The 26,856-nt window shown below is 34.0% G+C and carries 25 protein-coding genes; 3 read left to right on the top strand and 22 right to left on the bottom strand.

Annotated elements, in window-relative coordinates; all coding sequences use genetic code 11:
• Positions 1–17: 17 nt before the first annotated feature.
• From thiI to prmA, 5 genes are read right to left on the bottom strand one after another with little or no spacing between them, the layout of a single operon-like run.
• Positions 18–1,199 (bottom strand): tRNA uracil 4-sulfurtransferase ThiI, encoded by a 1,182-nt coding sequence (gene thiI / locus CLOLE_RS10775; protein WP_013657144.1) that lies wholly within the window; start codon positions 1,197–1,199, stop codon positions 18–20.
• Positions 1,196–2,371 carry a cysteine desulfurase family protein gene (locus CLOLE_RS10770; RefSeq protein ID WP_013657143.1) on the bottom strand — a complete coding sequence of 392 codons (1,176 nt, stop codon included), beginning with the start codon at positions 2,369–2,371 and terminating at the stop codon, positions 1,196–1,198. Before CLOLE_RS10770 ends, thiI begins: the two co-directional genes overlap by 4 nt.
• 48 nt (positions 2,372–2,419) lie before the next feature.
• A complete protein-coding gene (locus tag CLOLE_RS10765) occupies positions 2,420–2,788 on the bottom strand; it encodes a response regulator (protein ID WP_013657142.1) in 369 nt (122 codons plus the stop codon).
• Positions 2,789–2,790: 2 nt separating this feature from the next.
• Positions 2,791–3,531, bottom strand: coding sequence for an RsmE family RNA methyltransferase (locus tag CLOLE_RS10760; RefSeq protein WP_013657141.1), 741 nt, complete (start codon positions 3,529–3,531; stop codon positions 2,791–2,793).
• 16 nt (positions 3,532–3,547) lie between these two features.
• Positions 3,548–4,516: a 50S ribosomal protein L11 methyltransferase gene (prmA, locus tag CLOLE_RS10755; protein WP_013657140.1), complete on the bottom strand. Its 969-nt coding sequence runs from the start codon at positions 4,514–4,516 to the stop codon at positions 3,548–3,550.
• A gap of 160 nt (positions 4,517–4,676) precedes the next feature.
• Between prmA and CLOLE_RS10750 the strand changes: the two genes are divergently transcribed.
• Complete coding sequence (locus CLOLE_RS10750) at positions 4,677–4,868, top strand: hypothetical protein (protein WP_013657139.1); 192 nt, start codon at positions 4,677–4,679, stop codon at positions 4,866–4,868.
• Positions 4,869–4,879: 11 nt separating this feature from the next.
• Here CLOLE_RS10750 and dnaJ read toward each other — a convergent pair whose 3' ends face one another.
• From dnaJ to gpr, 8 genes are all read right to left on the bottom strand, one after another.
• A complete protein-coding gene (gene dnaJ, locus CLOLE_RS10745) occupies positions 4,880–6,118 on the bottom strand; it encodes a molecular chaperone DnaJ (RefSeq protein WP_013657138.1) in 1,239 nt (412 codons plus the stop codon).
• Positions 6,119–6,224: 106 nt separating this feature from the next.
• Positions 6,225–8,069 carry a molecular chaperone DnaK gene (dnaK, locus tag CLOLE_RS10740; protein WP_013657137.1) on the bottom strand — a complete coding sequence of 615 codons (1,845 nt, stop codon included), beginning with the start codon at positions 8,067–8,069 and terminating at the stop codon, positions 6,225–6,227.
• Positions 8,070–8,096: 27 nt separating this feature from the next.
• Positions 8,097–8,660: a nucleotide exchange factor GrpE gene (gene grpE / locus CLOLE_RS10735; protein ID WP_013657136.1), complete on the bottom strand. Its 564-nt coding sequence runs from the start codon at positions 8,658–8,660 to the stop codon at positions 8,097–8,099.
• A gap of 17 nt (positions 8,661–8,677) precedes the next feature.
• Complete coding sequence (gene hrcA / locus CLOLE_RS10730) at positions 8,678–9,715, bottom strand: heat-inducible transcriptional repressor HrcA (RefSeq protein WP_013657135.1); 1,038 nt, start codon at positions 9,713–9,715, stop codon at positions 8,678–8,680.
• Positions 9,716–9,826: 111 nt separating this feature from the next.
• On the bottom strand, positions 9,827–10,957 hold the full coding sequence (hemW, locus tag CLOLE_RS10725) for a radical SAM family heme chaperone HemW (RefSeq protein ID WP_013657134.1): 1,131 nt from the start codon (positions 10,955–10,957) through the stop codon (positions 9,827–9,829).
• 11 nt (positions 10,958–10,968) lie between these two features.
• The gene (lepA, locus tag CLOLE_RS10720; RefSeq protein ID WP_013657133.1) at positions 10,969–12,783 is read right to left on the bottom strand and encodes a translation elongation factor 4; all 1,815 of its coding nucleotides are present in this window, start codon (positions 12,781–12,783) and stop codon (positions 10,969–10,971) included.
• Between the two features lie 83 nt (positions 12,784–12,866).
• Complete coding sequence (locus CLOLE_RS21855) at positions 12,867–14,069, bottom strand: stage II sporulation protein P (protein WP_013657132.1); 1,203 nt, start codon at positions 14,067–14,069, stop codon at positions 12,867–12,869.
• 57 nt (positions 14,070–14,126) lie between these two features.
• Positions 14,127–15,140: a GPR endopeptidase gene (gene gpr, locus CLOLE_RS10710; protein ID WP_013657131.1), complete on the bottom strand. Its 1,014-nt coding sequence runs from the start codon at positions 15,138–15,140 to the stop codon at positions 14,127–14,129.
• 215 nt (positions 15,141–15,355) lie between these two features.
• Between gpr and rpsT the strand changes: the two genes are divergently transcribed.
• The gene (rpsT, locus tag CLOLE_RS10700; RefSeq protein WP_013657130.1) at positions 15,356–15,619 is read left to right on the top strand and encodes a 30S ribosomal protein S20; all 264 of its coding nucleotides are present in this window, start codon (positions 15,356–15,358) and stop codon (positions 15,617–15,619) included.
• A gap of 43 nt (positions 15,620–15,662) precedes the next feature.
• Here the strand turns inward: rpsT and holA are convergent, their stop codons facing one another.
• The 6 genes from holA to CLOLE_RS21850 are packed head-to-tail and all read right to left on the bottom strand — an operon-like array spanning position 15,663 to position 22,722.
• Positions 15,663–16,622, bottom strand: a complete 960-nt coding sequence (gene holA, locus CLOLE_RS10695) for a DNA polymerase III subunit delta (RefSeq protein WP_013657129.1) — start codon at positions 16,620–16,622, stop codon at positions 15,663–15,665.
• Positions 16,585–18,918, bottom strand: a complete 2,334-nt coding sequence (locus CLOLE_RS10690) for a DNA internalization-related competence protein ComEC/Rec2 (protein WP_013657128.1) — start codon at positions 18,916–18,918, stop codon at positions 16,585–16,587. Before CLOLE_RS10690 ends, holA begins: the two co-directional genes overlap by 38 nt.
• Complete coding sequence (locus tag CLOLE_RS10685) at positions 18,908–19,870, bottom strand: GerMN domain-containing protein (RefSeq protein ID WP_013657127.1); 963 nt, start codon at positions 19,868–19,870, stop codon at positions 18,908–18,910. Before CLOLE_RS10685 ends, CLOLE_RS10690 begins: the two co-directional genes overlap by 11 nt.
• Positions 19,867–21,294 carry a sensor histidine kinase gene (locus CLOLE_RS10680; protein ID WP_013657126.1) on the bottom strand — a complete coding sequence of 476 codons (1,428 nt, stop codon included), beginning with the start codon at positions 21,292–21,294 and terminating at the stop codon, positions 19,867–19,869. Before CLOLE_RS10680 ends, CLOLE_RS10685 begins: the two co-directional genes overlap by 4 nt.
• A gap of 1 nt (position 21,295) precedes the next feature.
• Entirely contained in the window at positions 21,296–21,982 is a 687-nt protein-coding gene (locus CLOLE_RS10675; protein ID WP_013657125.1) for a response regulator transcription factor, read from the bottom strand.
• A 32-nt stretch (positions 21,983–22,014) separates the two neighbouring features.
• Positions 22,015–22,722 carry a helix-hairpin-helix domain-containing protein gene (locus CLOLE_RS21850; RefSeq protein ID WP_013657124.1) on the bottom strand — a complete coding sequence of 236 codons (708 nt, stop codon included), beginning with the start codon at positions 22,720–22,722 and terminating at the stop codon, positions 22,015–22,017.
• 115 nt (positions 22,723–22,837) lie between these two features.
• Here CLOLE_RS21850 and CLOLE_RS10665 point away from each other — a divergent pair, with 115 nt between their 5' ends.
• A complete protein-coding gene (locus CLOLE_RS10665) occupies positions 22,838–24,148 on the top strand; it encodes a D-alanyl-D-alanine carboxypeptidase family protein (RefSeq protein WP_013657123.1) in 1,311 nt (436 codons plus the stop codon).
• 59 nt (positions 24,149–24,207) lie between these two features.
• Here the strand turns inward: CLOLE_RS10665 and rsfS are convergent, their stop codons facing one another.
• The 3 genes from rsfS to nadD are packed head-to-tail and all read right to left on the bottom strand — an operon-like array spanning position 24,208 to position 26,786.
• On the bottom strand, positions 24,208–24,552 hold the full coding sequence (rsfS, locus tag CLOLE_RS10660) for a ribosome silencing factor (RefSeq protein ID WP_013657122.1): 345 nt from the start codon (positions 24,550–24,552) through the stop codon (positions 24,208–24,210).
• Positions 24,553–24,571: 19 nt separating this feature from the next.
• Positions 24,572–25,540 carry a calcium/sodium antiporter gene (locus tag CLOLE_RS10655; protein ID WP_013657121.1) on the bottom strand — a complete coding sequence of 323 codons (969 nt, stop codon included), beginning with the start codon at positions 25,538–25,540 and terminating at the stop codon, positions 24,572–24,574.
• Between the two features lie 25 nt (positions 25,541–25,565).
• Complete coding sequence (gene nadD / locus CLOLE_RS23905) at positions 25,566–26,786, bottom strand: nicotinate-nucleotide adenylyltransferase (RefSeq protein WP_013657120.1); 1,221 nt, start codon at positions 26,784–26,786, stop codon at positions 25,566–25,568.
• Positions 26,787–26,856: the final 70 nt, after the last annotated feature.

The following is a 26,856-nucleotide window of genomic DNA, read 5'->3' as shown; positions in this document are numbered from 1 at the left end:
TGGACTTTTTATTTTATCTAACAATGAATAATTTCCATTTCCTCTATGGCTTTAGCCATCATTTCTTCAATAATATCATCTAATAAAGCTTCTGAACGCTCAATATACTCTAATTTTGGCTTTGTTTCAGGATGCTTTGCCACAAAAATTGTACAACAATCTTCATAAGGTAAAATAGACGTTTCAAATGTATCTATTTTTTTTGCAATTTGAACGATTTCTTCCTTATCAAAACCTATAAGTGGACGAAAAACAGGCATAGTTGCTGCATCATCTGTTACAACTAAACTCTGCATCGTTTGGCTTGCTACTTGTCCAATACTTTCACCTGTAATAAGTCCCATACTTCCATTTTTCTTAGCAATAGCTTCTGTAATATACATCATGATACGTCTCATAATAAGTGTTAATTGTTCATGTGGACATCTTTCATATATTTTAAGTTGAATATCTGTAAAATTAATAATATGAAGTTTCATATTTCCTGTATAAATAGCCACCTTTTTAGCTAGGTCCACTACTTTTTCTTTAGCACGATCACTTGTATAAGGTGGTGCATGGAAGTAAACAGCATCTACTTCTACCCCACGTTTAGCAATCATCCAACCAGCTACCGGGCTATCAATACCACCCGAAAGTAATAAGGTTGCTTTACCATTGGTACCATATGGCATTCCACCGGCACCTTTGTGTGTCTTAGCATAAACATAAGTGTGATTTCTAAGCTCAACCATTAAAGTTACGTCTGGATGACGTACATCTACTTTCGCTTTGTCACCTAGCTTATCTAATAAATAACCACCTATCTCAGCGCTTATTTCCATAGAATTCATAGGAAAACGCTTATCAGCACGTTTTGTTTCTACTTTAAAAGTAATTGGACCGTCTGCACATTCTTGTTGCATTTGCATTAAAGCAAGATGTTTAATAGCTTCAAAAGAAACCTCCTCTTCCTTTAGCCCATACGCAATACCGATAATACCAAATATACGGCTTAAACGATCAAGTACTTGTTCTACTTCTATTTGTGCATCATCAACAGGTTCTACCATGATACGTCCTTGCTCTTTAGAAACAACAAATTCTCCTATTGTTTTAAGATTTTTTTTGATGTTAGCAACAAGCTTGTTTTCAAATAAGTGTCTATTTTTACCTTTTATAGCGAGTTCGCCGTATTTAATTAAAAATACATTTTTCACTTTTTTCTTCCTCCTGGTGTATATCTTCTTAATAGCGTAACTTGTGATTGAATAATCTCTATTACTTCATTTATATCTTCTAGAGATGTATCATGTGCAAAAGAAAAACGAATAGCATTATCTAAGCAGTCATTAGGAAGACCAATAGCTACTAAGACACCATCTTTAACTTTTTTATGACTACTACATGCAGAACCTGATGAAACAAAAATTCCTTCTTGTTCTAATGCATGTAAAAGCACTTCAGCACGCACATCCTTAAAACCAATATTTAAAATATAAGGTGCTCCTTCAGCTAACCCTGGACCATTAATCCATATGTCTGGTAAATGATTTAGTAAACCATTTGCCAATGTTGCTTTACAATTAGCCATATGGCTTAAAATAGCTTCTTGTTCTTTAAATACATACTTAGCTGCACTTAAGGTACCAGCTACACCTGGAATATTTTCTGTCCCTGATCTGAAATTCTTCTGTTGGCCACCACCCCAAAAGAGCTGCTTCATTTTTGCTTGCTTGCTTTTATACAATAAACCAATACCACGTGGCCCATAAAATTTATGAGCACTCATAGATAAAAAATCTATTTTTGATTTCTTGACATGTATTGGTAGTTTACCAAAAGATTGCACCGCATCTACATGAAAAAGTGTGTCAGGATTTTTGGATTTAACTACTTTTCCTATTTCAGTAATGGGTTGAATCGTTCCTATTTCATTATTCACATGCATGATACTCACTAAAATAGTTTCCTCATCAACCGCATTTTCTAAAGCTTTTAAATCCACATAACCTTCTGCATTAACACCAATAATTACTATTTCGAAACCTTGGGTTTCTAGATATTTAAATACTTCACTTACAGATGGATGTTCTATAGTAGTTGTAATAATTTTTTTGCCTTGTCTTCTGTAAGCTAGGCTAGCACCTATAATGGCCATATTATTACTTTCTGTTCCACCTGAAGTATATAGAATTTCCTCTGGTACGCAGCCCAGTACCTTTGCAAAAAATTGACTTGCTTCTTTAAGTATATTTTCTGCTTCCATCCCCTTTTTATGCAAAGAAGATGGATTACCATAATACGCTAACATGGTTTCTTTAACAACTTCTGCTACACATTCTAGAGGTTTTGTAGTAGCAGCATTATCTAGATAAATCTCTCGTTTCATTTTTAATCTCCCGTTTCGCCACATAAAAAATGAGGGTATCCCCCCATTTTATCTGTTCATTACATTATAAATTGCTTGTAATACACGTGTTTTTTCAAAGGGTTTGACAATAAAGTCTTTTGCACCTTTTTTTATTGCTTCCACTACTTTTGAATGCTGTCCCATAGCTGAACACATAATAATCTTGGTGTTTGGACTTACTTCTAAAATTCTATCTATTGCTTGTATACCATCCATCTCAGGCATAGTGATATCTAAGGTTACAATGTCTGGTTGAAGCTGCTGTGCCATTTCAATAGCTTGAAGTCCATTCCCTGCCTCTCCAACAACAGTAAAGTTAGCATCTGTTAACATTTTTTTAAGGACAGTTCTCATAAATATTGCATCATCAACAACTAAAAACCTTACATCTTCCATTGCTAAATCTCTCCCATCTCATACATGATGTTGGCTAAAGTTACAAGTCCAGCTGTCTCACTTCTTAAAATACGCTTACCTAATGTGATCGGACTTATTTGAAAAGTACTTGCTAAAAGTACTTCTTCATCTGTAAAGCCTCCTTCTGGTCCAATGAATATACCTATTGATTTGGCTTTACAGTTTTTTAAATAAGTCTTAATATGATAGGCATGTTCATTCTCAAAAGGAATACAAGACACCTCTAATTGTTGTTTAGCATAGGTAAGTGCTTCTTTAAATGTCATCGGCCACAAAACTTCTGGCACAATACCTCTTTTGCTTTGTTTTGCTGCACTTTCTGCTATTTTTTGCCAACGTTCACACTTACTTTTTGTTTTTTTATCCGATTCAAGTTTTACAATACAACGTTCTGTTATGATAGGAATAATGACTGTCACACCAATTTCAATTGCTTTTTGAATCACAAACTCCATCTTTTCCCCTTTTATGAGAGATTGAAATAAAACGGTTTGTACAGCAGGTTCTGTTGTCTCTTCTAGTTCACCTATAATATCAGCCGTTACTAAATCTGTATCAATTAACTTTATTATACACTTATAGTCCTTGCCTTGTCTATTGTTAATTAAAATTTCTTTGCCTACAGGTAGACGTAAGACATTTTTAATATGATTAACATCCGTTCCTTTTATGTGGATTTCATTTTCAAACACATCTTCTGAATTTACAAAAAATTTCGCCATAATTCACCCTTCTCGTTTAAAAATCAGCCATAATGGCTACCCAATCATTTTTCTCTGTCATATGTTTTACCGTAAATCCGACACTCTTCAAATGTTCTTTCACTTCCTCACTGCGATCACCAATAATACCTGAAGCAATGAGTGTTCCTCCTGGTTTGAGGAAGTCCTTTAAAAGTTCCTTCATGCCAATAATGACGTCTGCCACAATATTGGCTACTACTACGTCATAACAACCTTGTCCAATGATCTTAACTAATGCTTCATCTGCTATAACATTGCCACAATGAAGTGCGAATTGGCCTTGTTTCATACCATTTTGTATAAAATTATCTTTTGCAATATCGACTGAATTTTGATCAATATCTACTGCTGTTACATGTTGTGCACCTAATAAAAGTGTTGCAATCGATAAAATACCACTGCCGCATCCCATATCAAGTACTTTGGCATCTGGCTTAATGATTTGTTCTAATTGTTCAATACAAAGTTGAGTCGTATAATGTTGACCGGTTCCAAAAGATGAATTAGGATCTATTTCTAAAATCATTCGGTTTGTATTTTCATTATAACTTTCCCAAGTAGGTTTAATAACAAATTTCTCCCCTACTTCAAAAGGTTTAAAATACTTTTTCCAATTATTTGCCCAGTCTTCTTCGTTAACGTTACCTAGACTCATTTCTAATGAGCCGTAGTCTGCTCCTTCAGATGAATCTTTCATACGTTCTAACGTCTTTTTAATTTCCTTAAAAGTTTCTTGTCCTTGCATATTCTCTGCTAAATAGAATTTGATATTAGTCGGACAATCTTTAAGTTTTTCTACATCTTCATCCATGTAATCCCAAGTTTTACCTTGATAAGTTAAAAATTCATCAAAATCATCAGGATCTTGAATCACAAATCCCGTAACGCCCAGTTGTAATAATATACCTGTTATTGTTTCTAATCCTTGTTTGGATGTATCTATAGTTACTTCTAACCAATTCATTATTTCATCTCCATCTATCTGTAATAGTTCATATTATAAGTGAAAGTATTTTATAATTCAAGCTATGTCCATTTTTACCCTCCTTCATACTATTTTCCACATAAATTGGATGTATGATTCGCCTTATTATTTGTAACATTAACATAAAGGAGGTGTTTTTATGACTAATGGTAACTTCATTAATTATGTTTTTATTTATGGACAAGTTATTTTGCAACTTATCATGTATATTGCTATTATTTATTTGATTTGCTGGCCATTACGAGATGTCCTTTATGCTATAAGAGACTATCTCAAATCACATGAATCTTTTTCAAAACAGGAAATAGAACACACTTCTAAAGAAGCTTAGCCGTCCTTTCCTTATGCATAAGAATAAAAGGCTATACCTTTGAAGATTATCCAAGTGTATAGCCTTTTGCTTTTACTTCTTATCTTTACATTATTTATTTTTTTAAAAATGTGTTGCCAACCTTTTTTAGATTCTTCTGCCTGCTCGCCTGCTTCCGGTTCAAATTCTCTTAGGATGCTTTTTTGCTTTTCAGTCAGATTCTTTGGTACTACAATATAAACTTCTACATATTGGTCACCACGCTGTTTGCTATTACGTAAGCTTGGTATACCTTTGCCTTGTAGTCTAAATTTAGAAGAAGTTTGTGTACCTGGTTGAATGGTAAATTTCACATTACCATCTAAAGTTGGAATAGAAAGCTCTGCTCCTAAAGCTGCTTGAGTAAAGCTAATTGGCATACGCATATAAACATCTTGGCCATGACGTTCAAATACTTGATGTGATTTGACTGAAACTGTTACAAGTAAGTCACCTGCTGGTGCTCCTGGATCTCCCACTTCACCCTTGCCAGATACACGTAACGTCTGACCATGGTCAATACCTGCTGGAATAGATACAGTTACTTTTTTAACGGTTCTTACTTTACCATGCCCATGACAAGTCGTACATTTTTCTTTAATGACTTTACCTTCGCCTTGGCAAACATCACAAACCTGTTCTGTTTGCATCATACCCATAATCGTACGTTGTGTCACTACAACACGTCCTGTACCACCACATTTTGTACATGTAGATGTAGATGTTCCAGGTTTAGCTTTAGTGCCATTACATGTACCACATATTTCCGAAGTATTAATAGAAAGCTCTTTTTCACATCCAAAAGCTGCTTCCTCAAAACTAATTTGAATGGTCTGTCTAATATCAGCACCTGGTCTTGGTCCTCTTGGACGTCTACGACTACCAGTACCACCAAAGCCACCACCAAACATACCATTTAAAATGTCCCCAAGATCAATATCACCATCAAAGCCACCAAAACCGCCAAAACCACCGAAGCCTCCTGCACCAGCACCTCCAGCACCTTGTTCAAAGGCTGCATGACCATAGCGATCATAAGCTGCTTTTTTATCAGAATCACTTAAAACCTCATAAGCTTCTGTTATTTCTTTAAACTTAGCTTCTGCTTCTTTATTATCCGGATTAGCATCTGGATGATATTTTTTTGCTAATTTACGATAAGCTTTTTTTATTTCTGCGTCCTGAGCCGATTTATTTATGCCGAGGACTTCATAATAATCTCTTTTATCCACGCTTTTCACCACCACTACTCAAATTTATTATCTCATTTATTTGTCCTTATAAGTGAACACAGAAACAGTCAAAGAGACGTACTCTTTGACCGTTTCATACTCTATCTTATTCTTCTTTGAAATCAGCGTCAATGACATCGTCATCTTTTGCACTGCCACCAGCTGCTGCATTTGGATCTTGAGCGCCCATATCTGGTGCTGCTTGACTATATAATTTTTCAGAGATTCCATAGAATACTGTTGTTAACTCTTCTTTAGCTGCTTTAAGTTCAGCAACTTGTTCATCAGTCATAGCACCGATAACAGCTTTTTCATTAAGTTCTTTTAATTTTGTAAGTGCTGCATCCACTTTAGCTTTATCATCAGCTTCTAATTTATCTTCCATGTCTTTAAGCATTTTTTCTGTTTGGAATACCATACTGTCTGCTTCATTTTTAACATCGATAGCTTCTTTACGTTTTTTATCTTCAGCTGCAAATTGTTCTGCTTCTTTAACAGCTTTTTCAATTTCATCATCACTAAGATTTGTGCTAGCCGTGATTGTAATGTGTTGTTCTTTACCTGTTCCAAGGTCTTTGGCAGATACTTTAACAATACCATTAGCATCAATATCAAATGTTACTTCAATTTGTGGTACCCCACGTGGAGCTGGCATAATACCATCTAATTTAAAGTTACCAAGCGTTTTATTGTCATTAGCCATTGGTCTTTCACCTTGAACTACATGAATATCAACGGCTGGTTGATTATCTGCTGCTGTTGAGAATACTTGTGATTTCTTAGTTGGGATAGTTGTATTTCTAGGAATAACTGTTGTAGCTACACCACCCATTGTTTCAATACCAAGTGAAAGAGGTGTTACGTCAAGAAGAAGAATATCTCCTGAACCAGCTTCACCAGAAAGTTTACCGCCTTGAATAGCTGCTCCTACAGCAACACATTCATCTGGGTTAATACCTTTGAATGGGTCTTTTCCTGTAATACGTTTTACAGCATCTTGAACAGCTGGAATACGTGTAGAACCACCAACTAATAATACTTTATCAAGTTCTGAAGCATTAAGACCTGCATCGCTAAGTGCTGTTCTAACTGGTCCCATTGTTCTTTCTACTAAATCTTGTGTTAATTCGTCGAATTTAGCACGTGTAATGGTTACATCTAAACTCTTTCCTTCACTGCAGATAAATGGAATAAGTACATTGGCACTTGTTTTTTGTGAAAGTTCTTTTTTAGCTGTTTCAGCAGCTTCTTTTAAACGTTGCATTGCTACTTTATCTGCTGAAAGGTCAATGCCTTCTTGTTTTTTGAATTCTGATACTAAATAATCAATTACTTTTTGGTCAAAATCATCTCCACCAAGGTTATTATCACCGCTTGTTGCAAGTACTTCAATGACACCATCACCGATATCAATAACAGATACGTCGAATGTACCACCACCAAGGTCGTATACCATGATTTTTTGTTCATGTTCATTATCAAGACCATAAGCTAAAGCAGCAGCTGTTGGTTCATTAATAATACGTTTTACATCAAGACCTGCGATACGTCCAGCATCTTTAGTTGCTTGTCTTTGGCTATCTGTGAAGTAAGCTGGTACAGTAATGACTGCTTCTGTTACACTTTCACCAAGGTGAGCTTCTGCATCAGCTTTTAATTTTTGAAGAATGATTGCTGAGATTTCTTGTGGTGAGAATTTTTTGTCATCAATATTTACTTTGTAGTCTGTTCCCATGTGACGCTTAATAGAGATTACTGTTCTCTCATGATTTGTAACAGCTTGACGCTTTGCCACATCCCCTACAAGTCTTTCACCAGTTTTACTAAAACCAACAACAGATGGTGTTGTTCTATTACCATCAGCATTAACGATGACAACTGGTTTTCCACCTTCCATAACAGATACACAAGAGTTTGTTGTTCCTAAGTCAATTCCTATAATTTTACCCATGATTATTTTCCTCCTACTAAACTAATATTAATTTGCTACTTGGACTAAACTATGTCTAATCACTTTTTCTTTATATAAATAACCTTTTTGAAGTTCTTTAACAATGATATTTTCTCCATAAGCTTCATCATCTATGTGCATAATCGCATTGTGAAGATTTGGGTCAAATTCTTTGCCTTCTGCTTCAATTGATGTTACATGCAACTTTTCAAGCATACTCATTAACTGTTTATAAATCATTTCCACCCCTGTATAGAAGTTTTTATCTTCACTTTCTACTTGAAGGGCACGTTCAAAGTTGTCAATAACAGGTAATAACTCAGCTACTGTATTACTTACTGCAAAATCATAGCTATCAGATTTTTCTTTTTCACTACGTTTTCTGTAGTTATCAAACTCCGCCATTAAACGTTGTAAGCGTTCAAGATATTCTGCTGATTTATCTGATTCTTCTTTTGTTTCTTCAGGCGTTTCTTCTACAACCTCAGCTTCAGTCTCTTTAGGATCTTCTACTTCAGCAGATGTACTTTCTTCTACTTCTGACACTTGATCAGCCTCTAGTACTTCATCAACTTTTTTATTTTCCTCCATGATTTCACCCTTTCACGTTAAGAGTCGTTCATTTCTCTTAACATATTCGTTATATGATGAGAGACGTATTCAAGTACTGAAACGACTTGACCATAATCCATACGTGTTGGACCAATAATACCTATGTTACCAATGGTATGTTCCCCTATACTGTAACTTGTTGTTACAACACTACAATCTTTCATTGGAGTTAGTATATTTTCTTCTCCAATACGGATTGTAATGGTGTTAGGTGGTGTATGATCTAACACTTGTAATAAATATGGCTTTTCTTCCAATACTTTAAATAATTCTCTTGCTTTTTCTTTGTTATTGAATTCCTCAAAGTCAAGAATATTATTGGCACCACGTATATAAATATCTGGCATATCTTCTTGATGCAAGGTTTTATCAATAGCCTCTAATACACTTCCTGCAATGGTACCGTATTCCTTCATTTTTTCTTCAATAGATACTCGTATTTTATCTAAGCTAATTTGACTCAGTGTGCTTCCTTTTATGCTTTCATTTAAAATGTGTGTTAAAGCATTACATATATTAAAATCAATAGCTTTAGGTGTAGGGATAATGTGATTTTTCACACTATTCGTATCTGTCACAATCACACATGCTACAGAGTGCTCATCTATTGGAACAAGTTGAAGGTGCTTAATACGTACCTGAGTAATAGAAGGTGTACTAGCAATGGTTGCACAATTAGTGAGCATTGCAATAAGCTTAGCAGTTTCTTCCACTAGTGTATCAATACGATTAACTCTATCCTTAATCATCTTTAAAATGATTTCTTCTATTTCTGGTTCAATGTGTGTACGTTGCATCATACCATCTACATAAAGGCGATATCCTTTATCAGAAGGAATTCTTCCAGCAGAAGTGTGTGGCTGCACAATGAGACCGAGTTCTTCTAGGTCTGCCATTTCATTACGAATGGTAGCAGAACTAACGCCTAAATCGTACTTCTTAGAAATAGTTCTAGAACCAACAGGATCTCCTGTTTCTATATAATCACGAATGATTGCTTCAAGTATTTTCAGCTTACGTCCGTCTATATCCATCCTATCACTTCCTTCTTGTTGTTAGCACTCACCATTAACGAGTGCTAACTATAAAATAAAGATATCACTAAAATTTTCAGTTGTCAATATCCTATCTAAAGAATTTTGTATTTATAAAAAAGAAGCAAAAACCTCATTACAAACATCTAAACCATAAGGTGATAAATAGATTCTTTCTTTATCTTTTACAAGTACATTATATTTTATCCATTTGGTTAATTGTTCGTTATAAACTTGCCACACACTTTCTCCAAAACGTTTCTCAAATGCTAATGTATCAATGCCTTGAAGTAAACGAAGCCCCAAAAACATGTATTCTTGCATTGCCATTTCTTTAGTAAGTTTCTCTTCTTCTTTCCTTAGTAAAGAAAGATTACCTGCTGCCGATAAATACGCTTCCATATTTGTTTCATTATAATATCTAGCATGATTCATCAATGAATGTGCTCCCAGGCCTATTCCTATATACGGTTCTAATTGCCAATAGATTGCATTATGCTTACAACTCTTATCTGGCTTTGACCAATTTGAAATTTCATATTGAATATAGCCCTTATCATTTAAATAACGTTGCGCTGTATGATACATTCGGCGATCCAACTCATCCGATGCTACTTCTAATTTGCCTTCTTCATAAAGCTTATAAAAAGTTGTGCCTTCTTCTATAATCAGCGCGTAAACAGATAAGTGGTCTATATCATAAGCCGTAACTGTATTTAAAGTCTCAAGAAAGGCCTCTTCTGTTTGTCCTGGAAGTGCAAACATTAAGTCTGTATTAATTTCCCATGAAGTATGTTGCTTAATAAGCCCTATACTTTCTTCCCAATCCTTAAAGGTATGAATTCTTCCGATTTTTCTTAGTAAGTCATCATGAGTAGACTGTAAACCTAAGCTTATTCTAGTAATAGGATACTTTCTTAGAACCTGAAGCTTCTCTATATCTATTGTCCCTGGATTAGCTTCAATGGTCCATTCAGCATCAGGTTCTATATTAAAACATGACACAACAGCTTTTAATAATTTGTCCAATAAAAGGGGTGGTAGTACTGTTGGAGTACCACCACCTATGAAAATGGACTTTATAGTTGTGCCACTTACTAGATCTTTTTTAGTTTGTTCCATTTCCTGAATCAGTGCATCCACGTAAGCTTCTTGCTTTTCATGTCTTTTAAAAGATAGGAAATCACAATAATAGCACTTAGATGCACAAAAAGGAATATGGATATAAAGACCAATTGGCATAATCTATTCCTCTATTCATCTAATTTAAGTACGCTCATGAAGGCCTCTTGTGGTACTTCTACGTTACCTACTTGACGCATACGTTTTTTACCTTCTTTTTGTTTTTCTAATAATTTACGCTTACGTGAAATATCACCACCATAGCATTTTGCAAGAACGTCCTTACGCATAGCACTGATTGTTTCTCTAGCAATGACTTTATTACCGATAGCTGCTTGAATTGGAATTTCAAATAAGTGTTTTGGAATTTCTTTCTTGAGCTTCTCAACGATTTTTCTTCCTTTATGAACTGCATTTGTTTCGTGAACAATTAAAGAAAGAGCATCTACAATTTCTTTGTTAACTAAGATATCTAATTTAACTAATTTAGATTCTTGGTAACCTTTCATTTCATAGTCAAAAGAAGCATAACCTCTTGTTCTTGATTTAAGCGCATCAAAGAAATCATAAATAATCTCATTAAGAGGCAAATCGTAATTGAGCACCGCACGTGTGGCCTCTAAATATTCCATTCCGAAGTAGATTCCCCTTCGCTCTTGGCAAAGTTCCATAACAGCTCCCACATATTCTGTTGGTACAATAATTTTAGCATTAACCATTGGTTCTTCCATATATTTAATGTAAGATGGATCTGGTAGATTAGCTGGATTAGAGAGTTCAATGACCTCTCCATTAGTCTGATGTACTTTATAAATAACATTTGGTGCTGTTGTTACAAGGTCTAAATTGTATTCACGTTCTAAACGTTCTTGGATAATTTCCATATGAAGTAGTCCCAAGAAACCACATCTAAATCCAAAGCCTAAAGCAATAGAGGTCTCAGGTTCAAATACAAGGGCTGCGTCATTAAGCTGAAGCTTTTCTAAGCTATCACGAAGGTCGCCATATTTTGCACCATCTGCTGGGTAAAGACCACAGTACACCATTGGATTAGCTTTTTTATAACCAGGTAAAGGAGCATCAGCTGGATTAGTGGCATCTGTTACTGTATCTCCTACATGCGTATCTTTTACATTTTTAATACTTGCTGTAAAGTAACCTACTTCTCCTGGAATTAAGCCTTCTTCACTTGGCCTAAATTGTCCGGCACCAAAAGTTCCTACTTCTACCACATCAAATTCAGTCTTGGAAGCCATCATACGTACACGCATACCTTGCTTAAGTGTTCCTTCTTTAATTCTGCAAAATACAATGACTCCTTTATAAGGATCATATAATGAGTCAAAAATTAACGCTTTAAGTGGTGCATCCATATCACCTGTTGGTGCTGGGATATGAGTCACTATTTGTTCTAATACATCTTCCACATTAAGTCCTGTCTTAGCTGAAATGAGTGGTGCATGACTAGCATCTAACCCAATAATGTCTTCTATTTCTTCTTTGACACGCTCTGGGTCAGCACTTGGTAAATCGATTTTATTAATAACCGGCATAATTTCTAAATCATGCTCTAAGGCTAAATAAACATTAGCAAGTGTTTGTGCTTCAATACCCTGTGCTGCATCTACAACTAACACAGCACCTTCACAAGCTGCCAGGCTTCTAGATACCTCATAGTTAAAATCAACGTGGCCTGGAGTATCAATTAAATTAAATACATACTCTTCCCCATCTTTTGCTTTATATACCAACCTTACCGCTTGTGATTTAATGGTAATCCCACGTTCTCTTTCTAAATCCATATTGTCTAGAACTTGTTCTTGCATTTCGCGTGCTGTAAGTGTACCCGTCATTTGAATAATACGGTCCGCAAGTGTACTCTTACCATGATCAATATGGGCAATGATAGAGAAATTTCTTATTTTCGATTGTTTTGAAAGAGACATTTTGCCCCTCCTTATTTCTTTTGTCTATTCTTTTCGTTTCATTATAGCATAGCCCTTCTTTTTGTATCAATCTTTTTGTTTCATTAGCTTTTTCCTAGAACTTTAGCTAAAATTTGTGCCATAGGTTCCACAGCATTAAGAGCTTCTTCTCCTGTATTAGTTTGTGCCCCCCATTCCATTAAAAGAGACTGAGGTTTCATATGAGTACTATAACGCCATTCATCACAGAAAATTTTTCTCGAAAAACCTGGATAATATTCATTGGCAGTTAAAAGTGTTTGAAGGGCAAAAGCTAAATTATCACCTAGATATGGATTGGGTAAATCCACTTTATTTACAACTTGGCCTGACACATTACGATTGCGACATAGAGGGGCTACCAACATCACCTTAGCTGTTTGTTTACCATTAATATCTGTCACTAAATGGACTTTGTCATCTACCCCATCACGGTGTAAATCAATGGCTACAGATATAGAAAGGTTTTCTTCGATTACTTGCTTAATCTTTGCCTCCATTCGTTCATATTCTCCACCTGTAGGAAACTTTCCTTTATTACTTTCCTCATAAAAAGAGTCCTCTATATGTAATACAGAAATATCATATTCATCTTCTAATTCTTTTTTTAATGCCTCTGCCACCTCTATAACAGTTAGTCCACCCATATAATCTTCTCTAGAATGTGTATGGAAAATAAGAACTTGAGGTCCTTTTATAGATTCATTTAAACGTATAGGTTGCTGAGCAAGCTTAGAAAAGTCCCATTCCTTTATCATATCTACTCCAAATTCCATTTCTGCTGAAGCAGTCATATAACGATTAAATACATATTGTGGATCTTTAAGAGCTTCAATTGAAACTTTCTCCTGTACTTGAGAAGTTCTATCATTTTGTGTTTCTTTTACTTGCTCATTAGTTTGTGATATTTTTTGATTTTTCAAATCATCGGGTGTGAAATAACCCACTATTTCATTGTAAGAGGCTTTAAATCCTTCATTTTCTTCTATATAAGGAATAGCATTAGCAAGCAAACTTAAAGGTTCTCCAATTATAACACCAGAAAATAAATAGCCATATTGTTTAAAGAATATGGTTTTATATGTTGAAGAAGATTTAGGTAATGCCTCAGAAAAAAAAAGCTCTCCGACTGGATATCCTTTAAGCTGCAAGCTATATATATTAATCATCAATGAACTAATAATACCTATATAAAGAATCATTTTTTTATAGCCGTTTAGTCGAAAATTAATCTCATAGTGCTTTATAATCTTTTCAAGTTTTAACACATATATCCCCCCTACACCATTCTTTATTATTGTATAGGCTTGTATATTATTTTATGACTAATAAGTATATTTATTAATATCTTTTAATGTCATGCCAGGATGAACTGCTAGGTTAATACCATTAGCTACAATGCTTGATAAATATTCCATCACCTCATCTATTTCTTTTGGTGTCACAAATAAATCACTTATTTCAGGATAAATACTTTCTTTTATTAATTGATAATGTTCCTCTGCTGTTAAGTCTTTTAATACATCATAAAAAGGTGAATGTTCAGCTTGCTTTAGCATATGCGAAATAAGATCATTTAAAGCATCGGAAACTAAAGTCACTGTATCTACTACAGTAGGTACACCTACAGCAATTACTTTGCATCCAATAGTAGCTTCATTAAGTTCCTTACGCTTATTACCTACTCCTGCACCAGGAGAAATACCTGTGTTTGTAATCTGAATCGTCGTATTAATGCGTGTTGCACTTCTAGCAGCTAAAGCATCAATGGCAATAATACAATCCGGTTTAACATTGTCTGCTACACCACGTATAACTTCTGCTGTTTCAATACCAGTTAGTCCCATAACACTAGGTGCAAAACTACTTAAATAACATACACCTTCATCTAGAAGCTCTGGTTCTTTAAGTGCCATGTGTCTGGTTACAAATACTTGATTAGCTACTTTGGGACCTAATGTATCAGGCGTAGCAAAACGATTACCTAATCCAATAACTAATATATTTAATGGGTCTTGTTTTTTTTCTGGCAAAAGGGATTTAATAGCTTCTGCCAGCACACTAATTATTTTTTCATGAAGCTCTGGATTATTTTGCTTTAAGCCATTTGATTCAATAGTAATATAATCCCCTATAGGTTTCCCCATATTTTTTTCGCCTTCTGTATTTAATATACGTACCTTTGTTACAGCTAAGGCTCCTTCTTCCAAGGCTTTTTGTTTAACTTCTACCCCAGGTATTTCATAAGAATCATCCCTATCTAACTTAAGGGCATTACTAATTTCAATTGCCAAATCTGTTCTTGGCGAGAAATTTCCTACTTTTTCATATCCATCCATAAATTCACTTCCTTTTTTTCGGCCTTGCCTTTACTCTGTTTAAAAGATTGATTATAATGTTTAATAGCAAGTATCTTACGTACATTAGGTAGTTTGACCATTATTTTTATGGGTATACATTGACTTTGTCCGGTATTTATACTATAATGAGTCCTGTTAAAACCGTTCATAGTTCCCCAAACCGTGTCCAAGAATATGAATGGAGGTGCCATCAAATGGCAAATATTAAATCAGCAAAAAAACGTATCTTAGTTATCGCAACAAAAACTGCACGTAACCGTGCAATTAAATCAGCAGTTAAAACTCAAATCAAAAAAGTTAGATTTGCAGTAGAAGCTAATGATCAAGCTGCAGCAAAAGTAGCTTTAGTAAATGCAGTTAAAGCAATTGATAAAGCAACAGCAAAAGGAATCTTCCACAAAAACGCTGCTGCTCGTAAAAAATCTTCTTTAACACGTTTAGTAAATACACTTGCTTAATAAGATGCAAAAATAAAAAGACCTCTTTCGAGGTCTTTTTATTTTATCCGTTTAAACAATTCATAATAAGCATCTCTACACATTTACTACTTTCCATCTTACCTGTTTTAATGGCTTCATCAGTATTTAAACATGCTTCTAAAATATCTTCTAGCTGTTTAAACTGGTAGTGTTGTACCTGCTCACTCATTTCTTTCACCACAAAAAAGGGAAGTTTTGTTTCAGCAGAGATTTCTTTGAGTGGACTTCTATTAGCCAATAAATATTTAACTTGGTACATCATGCGAAACTGCCTTGCAATAAGCACTAAGATACCAATAGGGGATTCCTTACTTTGTATCATGCGGCTATAAATCTCGAGTGCCTCATTGCCCTCATGGTTTACTATTTTTTTTACCATTTCAAATACACGTGTTTCTAATGAGAAAATACATATTTCATTAATAGCTTCTTTCGTTATAACCCCATCTTGAACATAACTGATAAGTTTTTCCCATTCTCCCAATAGATAAGCCATATCTTGTGGCATTTTTTGTATAAAATAACGAAGAGTCATTTCATCACTACTAAGTCGTTTTTCTTTACAAGTATTTTTTAAAAATTGATAAACAGCCTCCTCACCAGGAAAATGAAATTCTACAATTTGTGCTTTTGCTTTTATGGTTTTATAAAGCTTATTTCTTTTATCTACTTCTTTTTCATCTATTAATAAAACCACATAATCTGGTATATGAGCCACTAAAGTCTCAAACTTTTCCGTTTCTTCTTTTTTACCCGTTTTAAATAGTCCAGTTTCTTTGAGCAAAATAAGCTTTTGCTCAGCAAAAAAAGGTAGGGTATCTACAGCATCTTGAACTTGACTTACTATGACTTCTTTATCTTGTGCTTCATAAAAATTCATCATTTCATTGCCACTTGCAATAACTTCCTTCTTGACCTTTTCAATATATTGTCCTTTTGACCAACTATCTTCCCCTAGCAGTAAATAACATCCCTGCATCATGCTCTAAATCCTCTCTTTGTTTGTTTATTTTCATCTTATAGCCATTTGTCTCAATCCAAACAGCTCCTGTTTCATTTGTTTGGCTATACGTAATATGATTCTCAGTTAATAAATCAGTAACCTCTTTATGAGGATGTCCATAACGATTCTGCCTGCCACAACTTATCATAGCATATACAGGATTAACTTTCAAAAGAAGTTCTTTTGAGGTACCTGTTCTTGAACCGTGATGACTTATTTTCAAGATACTAATAGGATTTAACTGACTATAAATCCATGACTCGGAATCTTTAGATTTGTCGCCTGTAAATAAAGCTGAAAAAGCCTTATATTGTAACATACACACAAGAGAATTATCATTAGCTATTTCTTTTGGAGTTGTAAAGTTAGGTGCTAATGCTGTTAGTTTTAAATCTCCTAAAATAAGTTGATCTCCTCTCCCCATAGCTAGTATAGGAATCTGTTTTTTCCTACATTGTTCTTTAAATCGCACTAAGTTTTCAGATTCATCTGCTTTAGATATGCAAACCTGCTTAACACCAATAGTTCCTGATATAAGTTCTATTAACCCGCCTATATGATCCTCATCTGAATGAGATAAAATCATCATATCAATTTGGGTCTTACCTTTATATTTTAAATAACGTTCTATAACACCTCCTTTTCCAGTCTTACCGCCATCAATAACAATCACTTGTCCTTTTGGTGTAATAATAACAGAGCCATCTCCTTGACCTACATACAAAAAAGCAACATTCAATTCTTTTGGAATTACTTTAATACCTACTATTAGAGAAAGAGTTAATAAACAACTACAGGCATATAATTTTATTTTATTGCCAATCCCCCATACTCCATAAAGAAATAAACCTATAACTATTATATAAAGCAAGAGTTCTATACCACTAGGTCTACCTACACAAATGGTACTTAAAGGAACTGATAACACCAAACGAACCATAAAACTTATAACTTGTAATAATAAACTGATTACAGATGCTAGCAAATATCCTAAGGGCCAATCAAACAATCCCATCAATAAACATCCCCAACCACCAATCATTATCAATGAAAATAGAGGAATAACTATAAAATTAAGCAAGCTACTTAAAAAGGGAACTTGATAAAAATGATAGGTTAATGGAAGTGACAAGATAAGCTGAATAGGTAACCATGGCAATAACCATTTGTGCCAAAGTTTCATTTTTTTCTCCTCTTCCAAATGCTCAATGATTATTTGACTTATTATGATGGCTACCATTGCAAGAAAGGATAATTGAAATCCCACAGCAAACAACTGATAAGGTTGTACAATTAAAATACATAAACTAGCCAGGGCTAGATTGATCCATCCATCCTCTTCTTCCCAAATAAGACGACCTATTACTAGAAAGCTCATCATCCAAGTTGCTCTTAACGTAGATACTCCCCAGCCTGTCAAATAAGCATATAACCATATGCCTAAAAGAACTATTAAATAACGTAGGGTATAGCTCATCCCTAATTGTCCCATAACAAGCAATAAAAAGCCTGCAATCACGCTCACATGAAATCCTGATATACATAAGACATGGCTAATTCCTGAATCTGTGTAGATTTTATCAGTACTTGCTTCTAGCGCCGTATCATCTCCTAAAAGTAAAGCTTTCATAATCCCCTGGTCTTTCCCTTGGAATAATTCATCTAACTTACTTTTCAATTTGTTTTGAAGCTTCTCTATCCAAGGCGTTTTTACATCTTGGGTTAGTATTTCTTCTACCTTAATTCTGCCTACTATGTTTTTCGTTTTAAGATAGGTAATGTCATTAAAATCACTCGGATTCATCGCTCCTTCTATAGCTTCTACCGTTCCTCTAACTTCTACCCAATCATAAGGAGTGATAGTGTTTACAGTATTAACACTGAGTTGTAATGAAGACCGAAGCTGTACTTTATGCTTTTCTTTATATAAGGTTACATGTTTTATAGAAATATACTGTCCGTAAGCTGTATTTTGCACTTCATATACTTCGCCTTCTAATTGTACCCTATTACCTGGTTCAAAGTAATGGGATTCTAATCGAAGAGGATGTACAGTCAATAAAAGAATTCCTGCTATGCTACCTATCAAAATTATCATTAAACCCTTATAGCGATATTTTAAATAGTAAAATGCCCCAACACTAAGTAACCCTGGTATAAAAAAAGAGGAAACATATTTCTCATTTAGAAACATGTTTCCCCCTATAATACCTATGATGAAACCTAATGTCATATGGGCAATTGGACGAGTTAAATACTTACTTTTATTCTCCAATATAAGCCTCATTTCTTTCAAAGGTATCTCTTAAATCTATCTCTTTTGTAAACTCAATATCACTTTTTCCATCTACTAAAAAAGCTACCTTTTTAATTTTAGGAATATCGGTACGGAGCTTAGGAATCTCCGTAAGTGAATTAACAATTGCATAAATCATTCTTTCTTTCACCTCTGGCGAAGTAAAAAACTTTGATTTTAAATCAAAGGATAAGTCTATTTGACAAACACCATTAGTTGTTGTTGCATCATTCACTTTCATATCACTTGGTAAAGAGGCTGATAATCCTTCAGAATTAGGTCCTTTAATCAGTTCTTCAATAAGCAATTTCTCTACAGATGTCGGATCACTTACGCGAACACCCCTTTCCTCTTTTACTAACTTACCTTCTGCATTTACGAAATACAATGGTAAAGTATATGGTGTTGTTGCAGGATTAGGTTCTAACACATTAAGTTTAATATTAGCTTGTGAGATAGGTCCTATAACCTTTCCAGTACTAGTTGTTAAAGGGCTATCTTCAATATAAAAGTCAACACTATCAATGAAATCTAATTGTGTCAAAGAATATACAATAGCAGCTCGTATGCCGATACGTTCCTGAGTGGCTAAATTATTATAGTCATTACTAAATTTAATTTGAACCATACGGTCATTGATATTTGTAGTAACGCCTATGATGGGCATAGGATTAATTGCTACAAGTGTATTTCCCTGTATATTCTTATTCATAGCTAGTTCATTAATAATATACTCTACTTTTTCTTGGTCTGTCCCTAAACTTAGAAAGGCTGCTCCTAGTGGTTGACTAAATAACTCACCTTTTGTAGTATCAAAATAATAAATTTGTGGGGAACCATCTGATTGAATTGTCGTCTTGGTGCAGCCTGATAAACTGATTAGTACCACTAACAATAAGAATAATCCGATTTTACCTTGTTGCTTTTTCATTTAGTACCTCCTTCCCATACATGGCGCAGCGGGAATTGAACACTAAATACTGAGCCTTTTCCTTCTTCACTTTCAACTTGAATGGAACCATTATGCATAATAACCGTTTTATAAGTAATAGCTAATCCTAAACCTGTTCCACCTGTTTCTCGATTACGTGTTTTATCCGTTCGATAAAACCGTTCAAAAATTCTAGATTGCTCTTCTTTAGCAATACCTATACCAGTATCTTGAACTGATATGAATGCATCCTGCAAATCACTTTGAATCACAACCCCGACTTCTCCACCACTTGGTGTATATTTAATGGCATTTTCAATTAAATTAGTAAGTGCTAAAGTGAATTTCACTTCATCAATTTCTGCAATAATATCTTTATGACTTTCATAAATTAATTTGATCTCTTTCTTTTTTGCCAGTGGCGTTAATCTCTTTAAAATATTTTGTGTCATTTCATTAATGTCTACATTGGCAATATTAAGTGGAATTTCTCTTTGATCTAGTCTTACCAAAGTTAACAAATCAGAAATAATATTATTCAGTCTGTCAACTTCTGAGTTAATGTCCTCAAAAAACTCTTTATACATCTCTACTGGTACATCTTCTTGAAACATTAAAGATTCGGTTAATACTTTAATCGATGAAAGAGGTGTTTTGAGCTCATGTGAAACATTCGATACAAATTCCTGTCTAGACTGCTCTACTCTTTGTAGTTGATCTGTCATATGATTAAAAGCATTACCTAATTCTGCAATCTCGTCTTTACCAATAACATTTACCTTTTGATCCAATTGTCCATTCGTAATTTTTTGAACGAATTTCATAAGCGTTTTTAAAGGCTTAGTGATAACAGATGAAGTAGCAAAGCTAAGCAGGCCCGCAATCAGTGCAATCACTAAAGAGAGTAGGTAAATTTGATTTTTCATATCTTGAATAGGTAAAAAAACATCTTTAATTGATGTCACTAATACTACAGCTCCCACCACAGTTTTTTTATCCTTATCAAGTACAGGAACTGCTGCTGTCATAATCGGCAATCCTTCAATCTTCTGAGCCTTTTCCTGATTATTGAGTGCTGAAAGAACTGTGTCATTCATAAGTGTATTATTGGTATCAGCCCCACTAGAATCCATAATAACAAATCCAGATGCATCTACTACTAAAATCCTAGCCCCATTTTCACTACTTTTACTAGCAATTAAAGTTTTAAATAAGTTGTAGTTACTATTATCTATTAAATAGTTACCTTCCTTAACTTGAGTAGCTACCATATTAGCTTTTCCTAACCATCCCTTTTCACTTTCTGTAAGATAGTAAGTCTCCATACGGTCTAAAATAACAGAAGAGAAAAACATAAGAGGTATATAGCTAATAATGAAAAATAAAAATAAAAGTTTCCATCTTAAGCTATGAAACCATTTCATCTTAATCTTTAAAATAGTAACCTACCCCCCATTTTGTATAGATGTATTCAGGTTGCCCTGGATTAGGTTCTATTTTTTCACGTAAACGTCGTACATGAACATCTACCGTTCTTACATCTCCCGGATATTCTCGTCCCCAAATAGTATCTAAAAGCTGATCTCTACTATACACCTTACCTGGATGTGTAGCAAATAATTCTAGCATGTCAAATTCTTTAGCAGTTAAATTCATTTCTTGATTTTTAATAAAGACACGACGACTATTTACTTCTAAGCGTAATTCTCCCACTTCTATTGTTTTTTTATTCGGCACTTTTTCAGCATGTTGTGATCGTCTTAATATAGCTTTAATTCTCGCTTTTAGCTCTAAAATATTAAAAGGTTTTGTTACATAATCATCAGCACCATACTCAAGTCCCATAATTTTATCCATGTCTTCACCTTTAGCTGTAAGCATAATAATAGGAATATTAGAAAATTCTCTTACCAACTGACATACTTGCAAGCCATCATATTTAGGTAACATCACATCTAAAAGCATCACGTCATATTTATTATTTTTTACATAATTAAGGGCTTCTTCACCATCATAAGCTGCATCTACTTCCCAGCCTTCTTGTTCTAAACTAAACTTAATGCCTTTAACAATTAACTTCTCATCATCTACAACTAAAATTTTGCTGTTCATTCCCTCTCCTCCTCTTTTGTTAAATAGTAACTTCATACTGTAATAAGTGCTTTTAATTTATCAAAGGTCTTATCTCCAATACCAGACACTTCTTTTAGATCATCAATACTTCCAAAAGCTCTTACAGTTTTTCTGTAATCAATAATGGCATTAGCTTTAACTTCTCCAATACCTGGAAGACTCATTAACTCAGTACTGTTTGCTGTATTAATATTAACAAGGGTTGACTCTCTTATATGACTCTCTTCTTTATTGTCATATGAAGTAACTGTTTTGTCAATTTCTTCTCCTATTTTAGGCACAATAATTTTCTCATTAGGTACGATAGAAGCGGCTAAGTTAATTGCTGTCATATCCGCTTCCTCACTGAATCCACCACTTAAACGGATTACTTCATCCACAATAGCCGTAGCTGTTACATAATATACTCCAGGTACCTTAACAGCACCACAAACATAAACAGGTACCTTAGCTGATATAGTAGGTGAAGGCATCACTGCTATAGATTCACTTACTCCTATCTCACTCTTCGTAGGAGTTACGGTACTTTTTAAATCTTGTTCCATCAAGTTTTCGGTACCCTCATGGGTCGTTTGTGTACTAGCTATATTTTCACTTGGAACAGTAGTAAGCTGAATAGGATTCTCTTTATTGGTTTGGTATAATAAAACACATAAATTAATAATAAATAAGACACCAAATAAAATCACTATTTTATAGCGTTTAACTAATTCTACCATATTATCACTCCTTATACAAAAGTGTTAACATATTTTTGATAAATTAGACGGTTTTACTTACTAAAATGTTAAAAATCTGTTATACTATTAGCTATTGAAAGGAGTTATTTTACGAATGAAACGAAAAGTCTATTTATGTTTAAGCTTAATCTTGACATTATTTTTTTCATGTCCAATTATTCAAGCAGAAGAAACAGCGCCACAAATAGAAGCAGAGTCTGCTATTTTAATTGATGCTACAACTAAAACTGTTTTATATGAAAAAAATGCCTATAGTAAACAATATCCAGCAAGTATTACCAAGCTTATGACAGCTTTATTAGCTATAGAAAACTTACAACCTACAGATACCATTACTTTTTCAAAAGAAGCTATATTTGGTATTGAAAGAGGAAGTAGTCATATTGGTATGGATGTAGGTGAACAAATTACTGTGGATCAAGCATTACATGGTTTATTACTTATGTCGGCTAATGAAGTAGCAAATGGTCTTGCAGAAGCTGTTAGTGGTTCAATTGATGCCTTTGCAATACGTATGAGTGATCGTGCTAAGGAGTTAGGTGCACTTAATACGCACTTTGTAAACCCTCATGGTTTACATGATGAAAATCACTATACCACTGCTTACGATATGTCTTTAATTGCTAGCTACTTAGCAGATAATGAATACTTTCTAAATATTATGAAGGATTATATTTACCAAATTAATGGTACTAACAAAACAGATGAAATCCGCTACCTCTCTCAGGACCACAAAATGTTCAATCCTTTAAAAGATGCCTCTATTTTTAGAGAAGATGTTATTGGTGGTAAAACAGGCTATACAGATCAAGCTAGACATACTCTCGTAACTATTGCCAAAGAAGGAAAAACAACTTTAGTTGCAGTGGTAATGAAATCTGAAAAAGGTACCTTGTATTCGGATACTAATACACTTTTAGATTACGGCTTTAATTCTTACCATTCATTAGCATTGCATAGCCCAAATGAAACCATTAAAACATTACCTCTTTATACGATTAAAAGTGGTCAACCTTACCAAGCAGGGAGTTGTTCTATTGGTGTAGAAAAAGACTTATCTGTTCTTGTTCGCAATGATACAACTCTACAAGAGATCACTACCAGCCTAGAATTACCTGAATATATTGATATGACAGCTAAAGAAGGTGACGTTATTGGCGAGATCACTTATATGGATCACTCCAAAATTCTAGGAACAAATAAACTGGTTATTCAAAAAATAGATTATCAATCATCTCCATATACAGCAGTTGTTCCACCTATAGAAAAAGCCCCGGCTCTTACATTTGTCTATGTTATTGGTCTTATTGCTGTTCTTGTACTCATTCTTATGCTAATCTTATTGATTAGAAAAAAACGTAGACAACGCTCTAATCAATTAAAGTTCAAAAAGCTATTTAAATAAAAAGATAGTTCTACTTAAAAATAAGTAGAACTATCTTTTTATTTAAATGAATCATTAATTTAAAATTCTATTCTTATGGCATCTTGCCAAAGCCTTGATAAACCGTAAAATTGAGCATGCTCTTCATCTAAAATATGAACGATAACTTCTCCATAATCTAATAAAATCCAATTTGATGTTTGATAGCCCTCTTTATGAATAGGTATTCTCCCATACGACGTTAAACATTCTTCAACTTCATCTGCCATTGCCTTAGTTTGTTTAACGTTGGCTGCAATAGCAATAATGAAAAGTTCTGCTAGCGGTGTAAGTTGTGCTACATCTAATACATCTAGTTTTACTACCTTTTTATTATTGATAGCTGTCGCAATTTGTTTACCAAGTGTGTAAGTTTCAGTATTCAAAAGTATAAATTCCCCTTTCTTAAATAGCTGCCAGATTTAACTGAGAAATAATCAAGTAGCCATAGTAAATAATAAATAGCATTAAAAAGCTCATACCTTCTTTTTTTGAAATTTTTTTGTCTGTTATACTAAAGAAGAAAAGAATAATGGTGGTAACAATCATAACAATTAAGTCTAATCCTATAGGATCCTTAGGTATAATACTGCCAAATAGAGCAGCCGGAAAACCTGCAACAAAGCAAATATTGAATATATTACTACCTATTATATTCCCAATAGCTAAATCTTGTTTACCTTTTTTTGCAGCTATAATAGAAGTTACTAATTCAGGTAAGGAAGTTCCAAATGCTACAATGGTTAATGCAATAAAACGTTGACTAACACCTAGAACTTCAGCAATGGCAGTAGCTGAACTTACTACAAAATTACCACCAATAATAATGGCAGCTAATCCTAAAATAGAATAAACTATAGCTTGTTTAAGAGAATACTTACTTTCAATTTGTTCTGCCTCTCCGCCTTTAGCCAATGTAACTAAATAATAAATAAATATAGAGAAGAAAATTAAAATTGCTATGCCATCCGCTCTTGAAATCATATTGACGCTCCCATTTCCTAAAGGAATGTCCATAATAAGTACACTCATTAATAAAGAAACTAAAAATAAAAATGGTATTTCTTTTTTAATCGTATTATTTTTCACATGAATAGGGGCAATCATAGCTGAAATACCTAATATTAATAATATATTTAAGATATTACTTCCTAAGATATTTCCCATCACCATATCACTGTTTTGGCTTAGTACAGCTTTAATACTTACCGAAGCTTCAGGTGCACTGGTTCCAAAAGCTACAATAGTTAATCCAATTAAAATATCTGGCACATTGAGATGTTTTGCAATCGAGGAAGCACCATCTACAAAAGTATCTGCACCTTTAATCAGTACCACAAAACTAACAACTAAAATAATCATCTGCCACAACATATGCTAGTCTCCTTTAATTAGTTGATTATTTCTCTACATCAAATTGTTTATAATAAGCTAACAGTTCATGCGTAACAGGATGAACGTCTTGCTTCAAAATATTAGTTACATAATTATAAGAAGAATAAAGTGCTTTGTACATAGCACGGTCTAAGTTATACTGGGCCAAATGCTTAATCTGCTCTTTTCCTTTATAGGAACTTCTACCTTCTTCTGTCATATCTGCTAAATAAATAACCTTTTCTAAGTCTGTCATATTTAGTCTGCCTACTGTGTGATATTTTATACTATTAATAATAGATGGCTTATGAATCCCCCACTCATGTTCTAGAATAGCAGCTCCTATTTTTCCATGTGCCAAATGCAAATGTGATTTTTCAAAATCATCTAAATCAATTTGATAGCGTTCACATAGTCTCAAACTTTCTTCTTTAGGCAATTCCTTCGCAATATCGTGGAACAGTGCGGCAATAAAGGTTTCATCATAATCTAATCCATTTAATTTAGCATATTCTAGCGCCATCTCTACAACACCTCTTGTATGCGCATAACGTTTAGGCGAAAGCCTAGAGGCTACATAACTATACATCTGGGCTTTTTCATCTTCAGTTAAATGCAAATCATAATCATATAAACTATGCTTCTTAATGTAGTTTTCAACCTCTTCTGGTACTAAATATTTAATAGGCTTTAACTCGCCGATTCTTTTTCTAATATTAGATGAAGAAATGGCTAAAGCAGGTACCTCTAAGAAATGGATATTCGTTTCATATGTTCGATTGAGTTCTTCAACTTGTTTAAGAAGTTCATCTTTATTATAACCTGGTCTTGTCACAGCAACAAAGTCACAAATCTGCAATAACTCACTGCAATCCTTCCAACCTAAAATTTTGTGAATAGCATCTGCTCCTGTAATAAAGTATAATCTTACATTCTCGCCATAAATACGTTTTAGCTCTTTAATGGTATCAATCGTATAAGTAACACCTTCACGCTCTATTTCAATGCGTGATACCTTGAAACTAGGATTAGCAGCTGTTGCTAATACCGTCATCAAATAACGATGTTCACTAGTAGTCATATTGATATTAGATTTATGTGGTGGATGTCCTGTTGGTACAAATAATACCTCATCTACACCAAATTCATGTCTTACCTCTTCCGCCGTTACAAGATGTCCTATATGTATGGGGTCGAAGGTACCACCCATAATCGCTAATTTTCTAATTGCTTTTTGCTTGTACATAACAAAGTCTCCTTAACTTAAGTTCAACATCTCTTCTATTATACCCGATTTTTAGCAAAATTAAATAATA

It is taken from the genome of Cellulosilyticum lentocellum DSM 5427 (genome assembly GCF_000178835.2).
GTDB classification, from domain to species: domain Bacteria; phylum Bacillota; class Clostridia; order Lachnospirales; family Cellulosilyticaceae; genus Cellulosilyticum; species Cellulosilyticum lentocellum.
The sequence above is the reverse complement of the archived record's forward strand: the minus strand, read 5'-3'. Positions and strand labels throughout refer to the sequence as shown.

What these genes read in the sequence shown, in the direction of transcription:
- CLOLE_RS10770 (WP_013657143.1), bottom strand. Translation starts at nt 2,371, where the DNA reads ATGAAACGAGAGATTTATCTAGATAATGCTGCTACTACAAAACCTCTA.
- CLOLE_RS10765 (WP_013657142.1), bottom strand. Translation starts at nt 2,788, where the DNA reads ATGGAAGATGTAAGGTTTTTAGTTGTTGATGATGCAATATTTATGAGA.
- CLOLE_RS10760 (WP_013657141.1), bottom strand. Translation starts at nt 3,531, where the DNA reads ATGGCGAAATTTTTTGTAAATTCAGAAGATGTGTTTGAAAATGAAATC.
- prmA (WP_013657140.1), bottom strand. Translation starts at nt 4,516, where the DNA reads ATGAATTGGTTAGAAGTAACTATAGATACATCCAAACAAGGATTAGAA.
- CLOLE_RS10750 (WP_013657139.1), top strand. Translation starts at nt 4,677, where the DNA reads ATGACTAATGGTAACTTCATTAATTATGTTTTTATTTATGGACAAGTT.
- dnaK (WP_013657137.1), bottom strand. Translation starts at nt 8,069, where the DNA reads ATGGGTAAAATTATAGGAATTGACTTAGGAACAACAAACTCTTGTGTA.
- grpE (WP_013657136.1), bottom strand. Translation starts at nt 8,660, where the DNA reads ATGGAGGAAAATAAAAAAGTTGATGAAGTACTAGAGGCTGATCAAGTG.
- hrcA (WP_013657135.1), bottom strand. Translation starts at nt 9,715, where the DNA reads ATGGATATAGACGGACGTAAGCTGAAAATACTTGAAGCAATCATTCGT.
- hemW (WP_013657134.1), bottom strand. Translation starts at nt 10,957, where the DNA reads ATGCCAATTGGTCTTTATATCCATATTCCTTTTTGTGCATCTAAGTGC.
- lepA (WP_013657133.1), bottom strand. Translation starts at nt 12,783, where the DNA reads ATGTCTCTTTCAAAACAATCGAAAATAAGAAATTTCTCTATCATTGCC.
- gpr (WP_013657131.1), bottom strand. Translation starts at nt 15,140, where the DNA reads ATGGATGGATATGAAAAAGTAGGAAATTTCTCGCCAAGAACAGATTTG.
- rpsT (WP_013657130.1), top strand. Translation starts at nt 15,356, where the DNA reads ATGGCAAATATTAAATCAGCAAAAAAACGTATCTTAGTTATCGCAACA.
- holA (WP_013657129.1), bottom strand. Translation starts at nt 16,622, where the DNA reads ATGATGCAGGGATGTTATTTACTGCTAGGGGAAGATAGTTGGTCAAAA.
- CLOLE_RS10685 (WP_013657127.1), bottom strand. Translation starts at nt 19,870, where the DNA reads ATGAAAAAGCAACAAGGTAAAATCGGATTATTCTTATTGTTAGTGGTA.
- CLOLE_RS10680 (WP_013657126.1), bottom strand. Translation starts at nt 21,294, where the DNA reads ATGAAATGGTTTCATAGCTTAAGATGGAAACTTTTATTTTTATTTTTC.
- CLOLE_RS10675 (WP_013657125.1), bottom strand. Translation starts at nt 21,982, where the DNA reads ATGAACAGCAAAATTTTAGTTGTAGATGATGAGAAGTTAATTGTTAAA.
- CLOLE_RS21850 (WP_013657124.1), bottom strand. Translation starts at nt 22,722, where the DNA reads ATGGTAGAATTAGTTAAACGCTATAAAATAGTGATTTTATTTGGTGTC.
- CLOLE_RS10665 (WP_013657123.1), top strand. Translation starts at nt 22,838, where the DNA reads ATGAAACGAAAAGTCTATTTATGTTTAAGCTTAATCTTGACATTATTT.
- CLOLE_RS10655 (WP_013657121.1), bottom strand. Translation starts at nt 25,540, where the DNA reads ATGTTGTGGCAGATGATTATTTTAGTTGTTAGTTTTGTGGTACTGATT.
- nadD (WP_013657120.1), bottom strand. Translation starts at nt 26,786, where the DNA reads ATGTACAAGCAAAAAGCAATTAGAAAATTAGCGATTATGGGTGGTACC.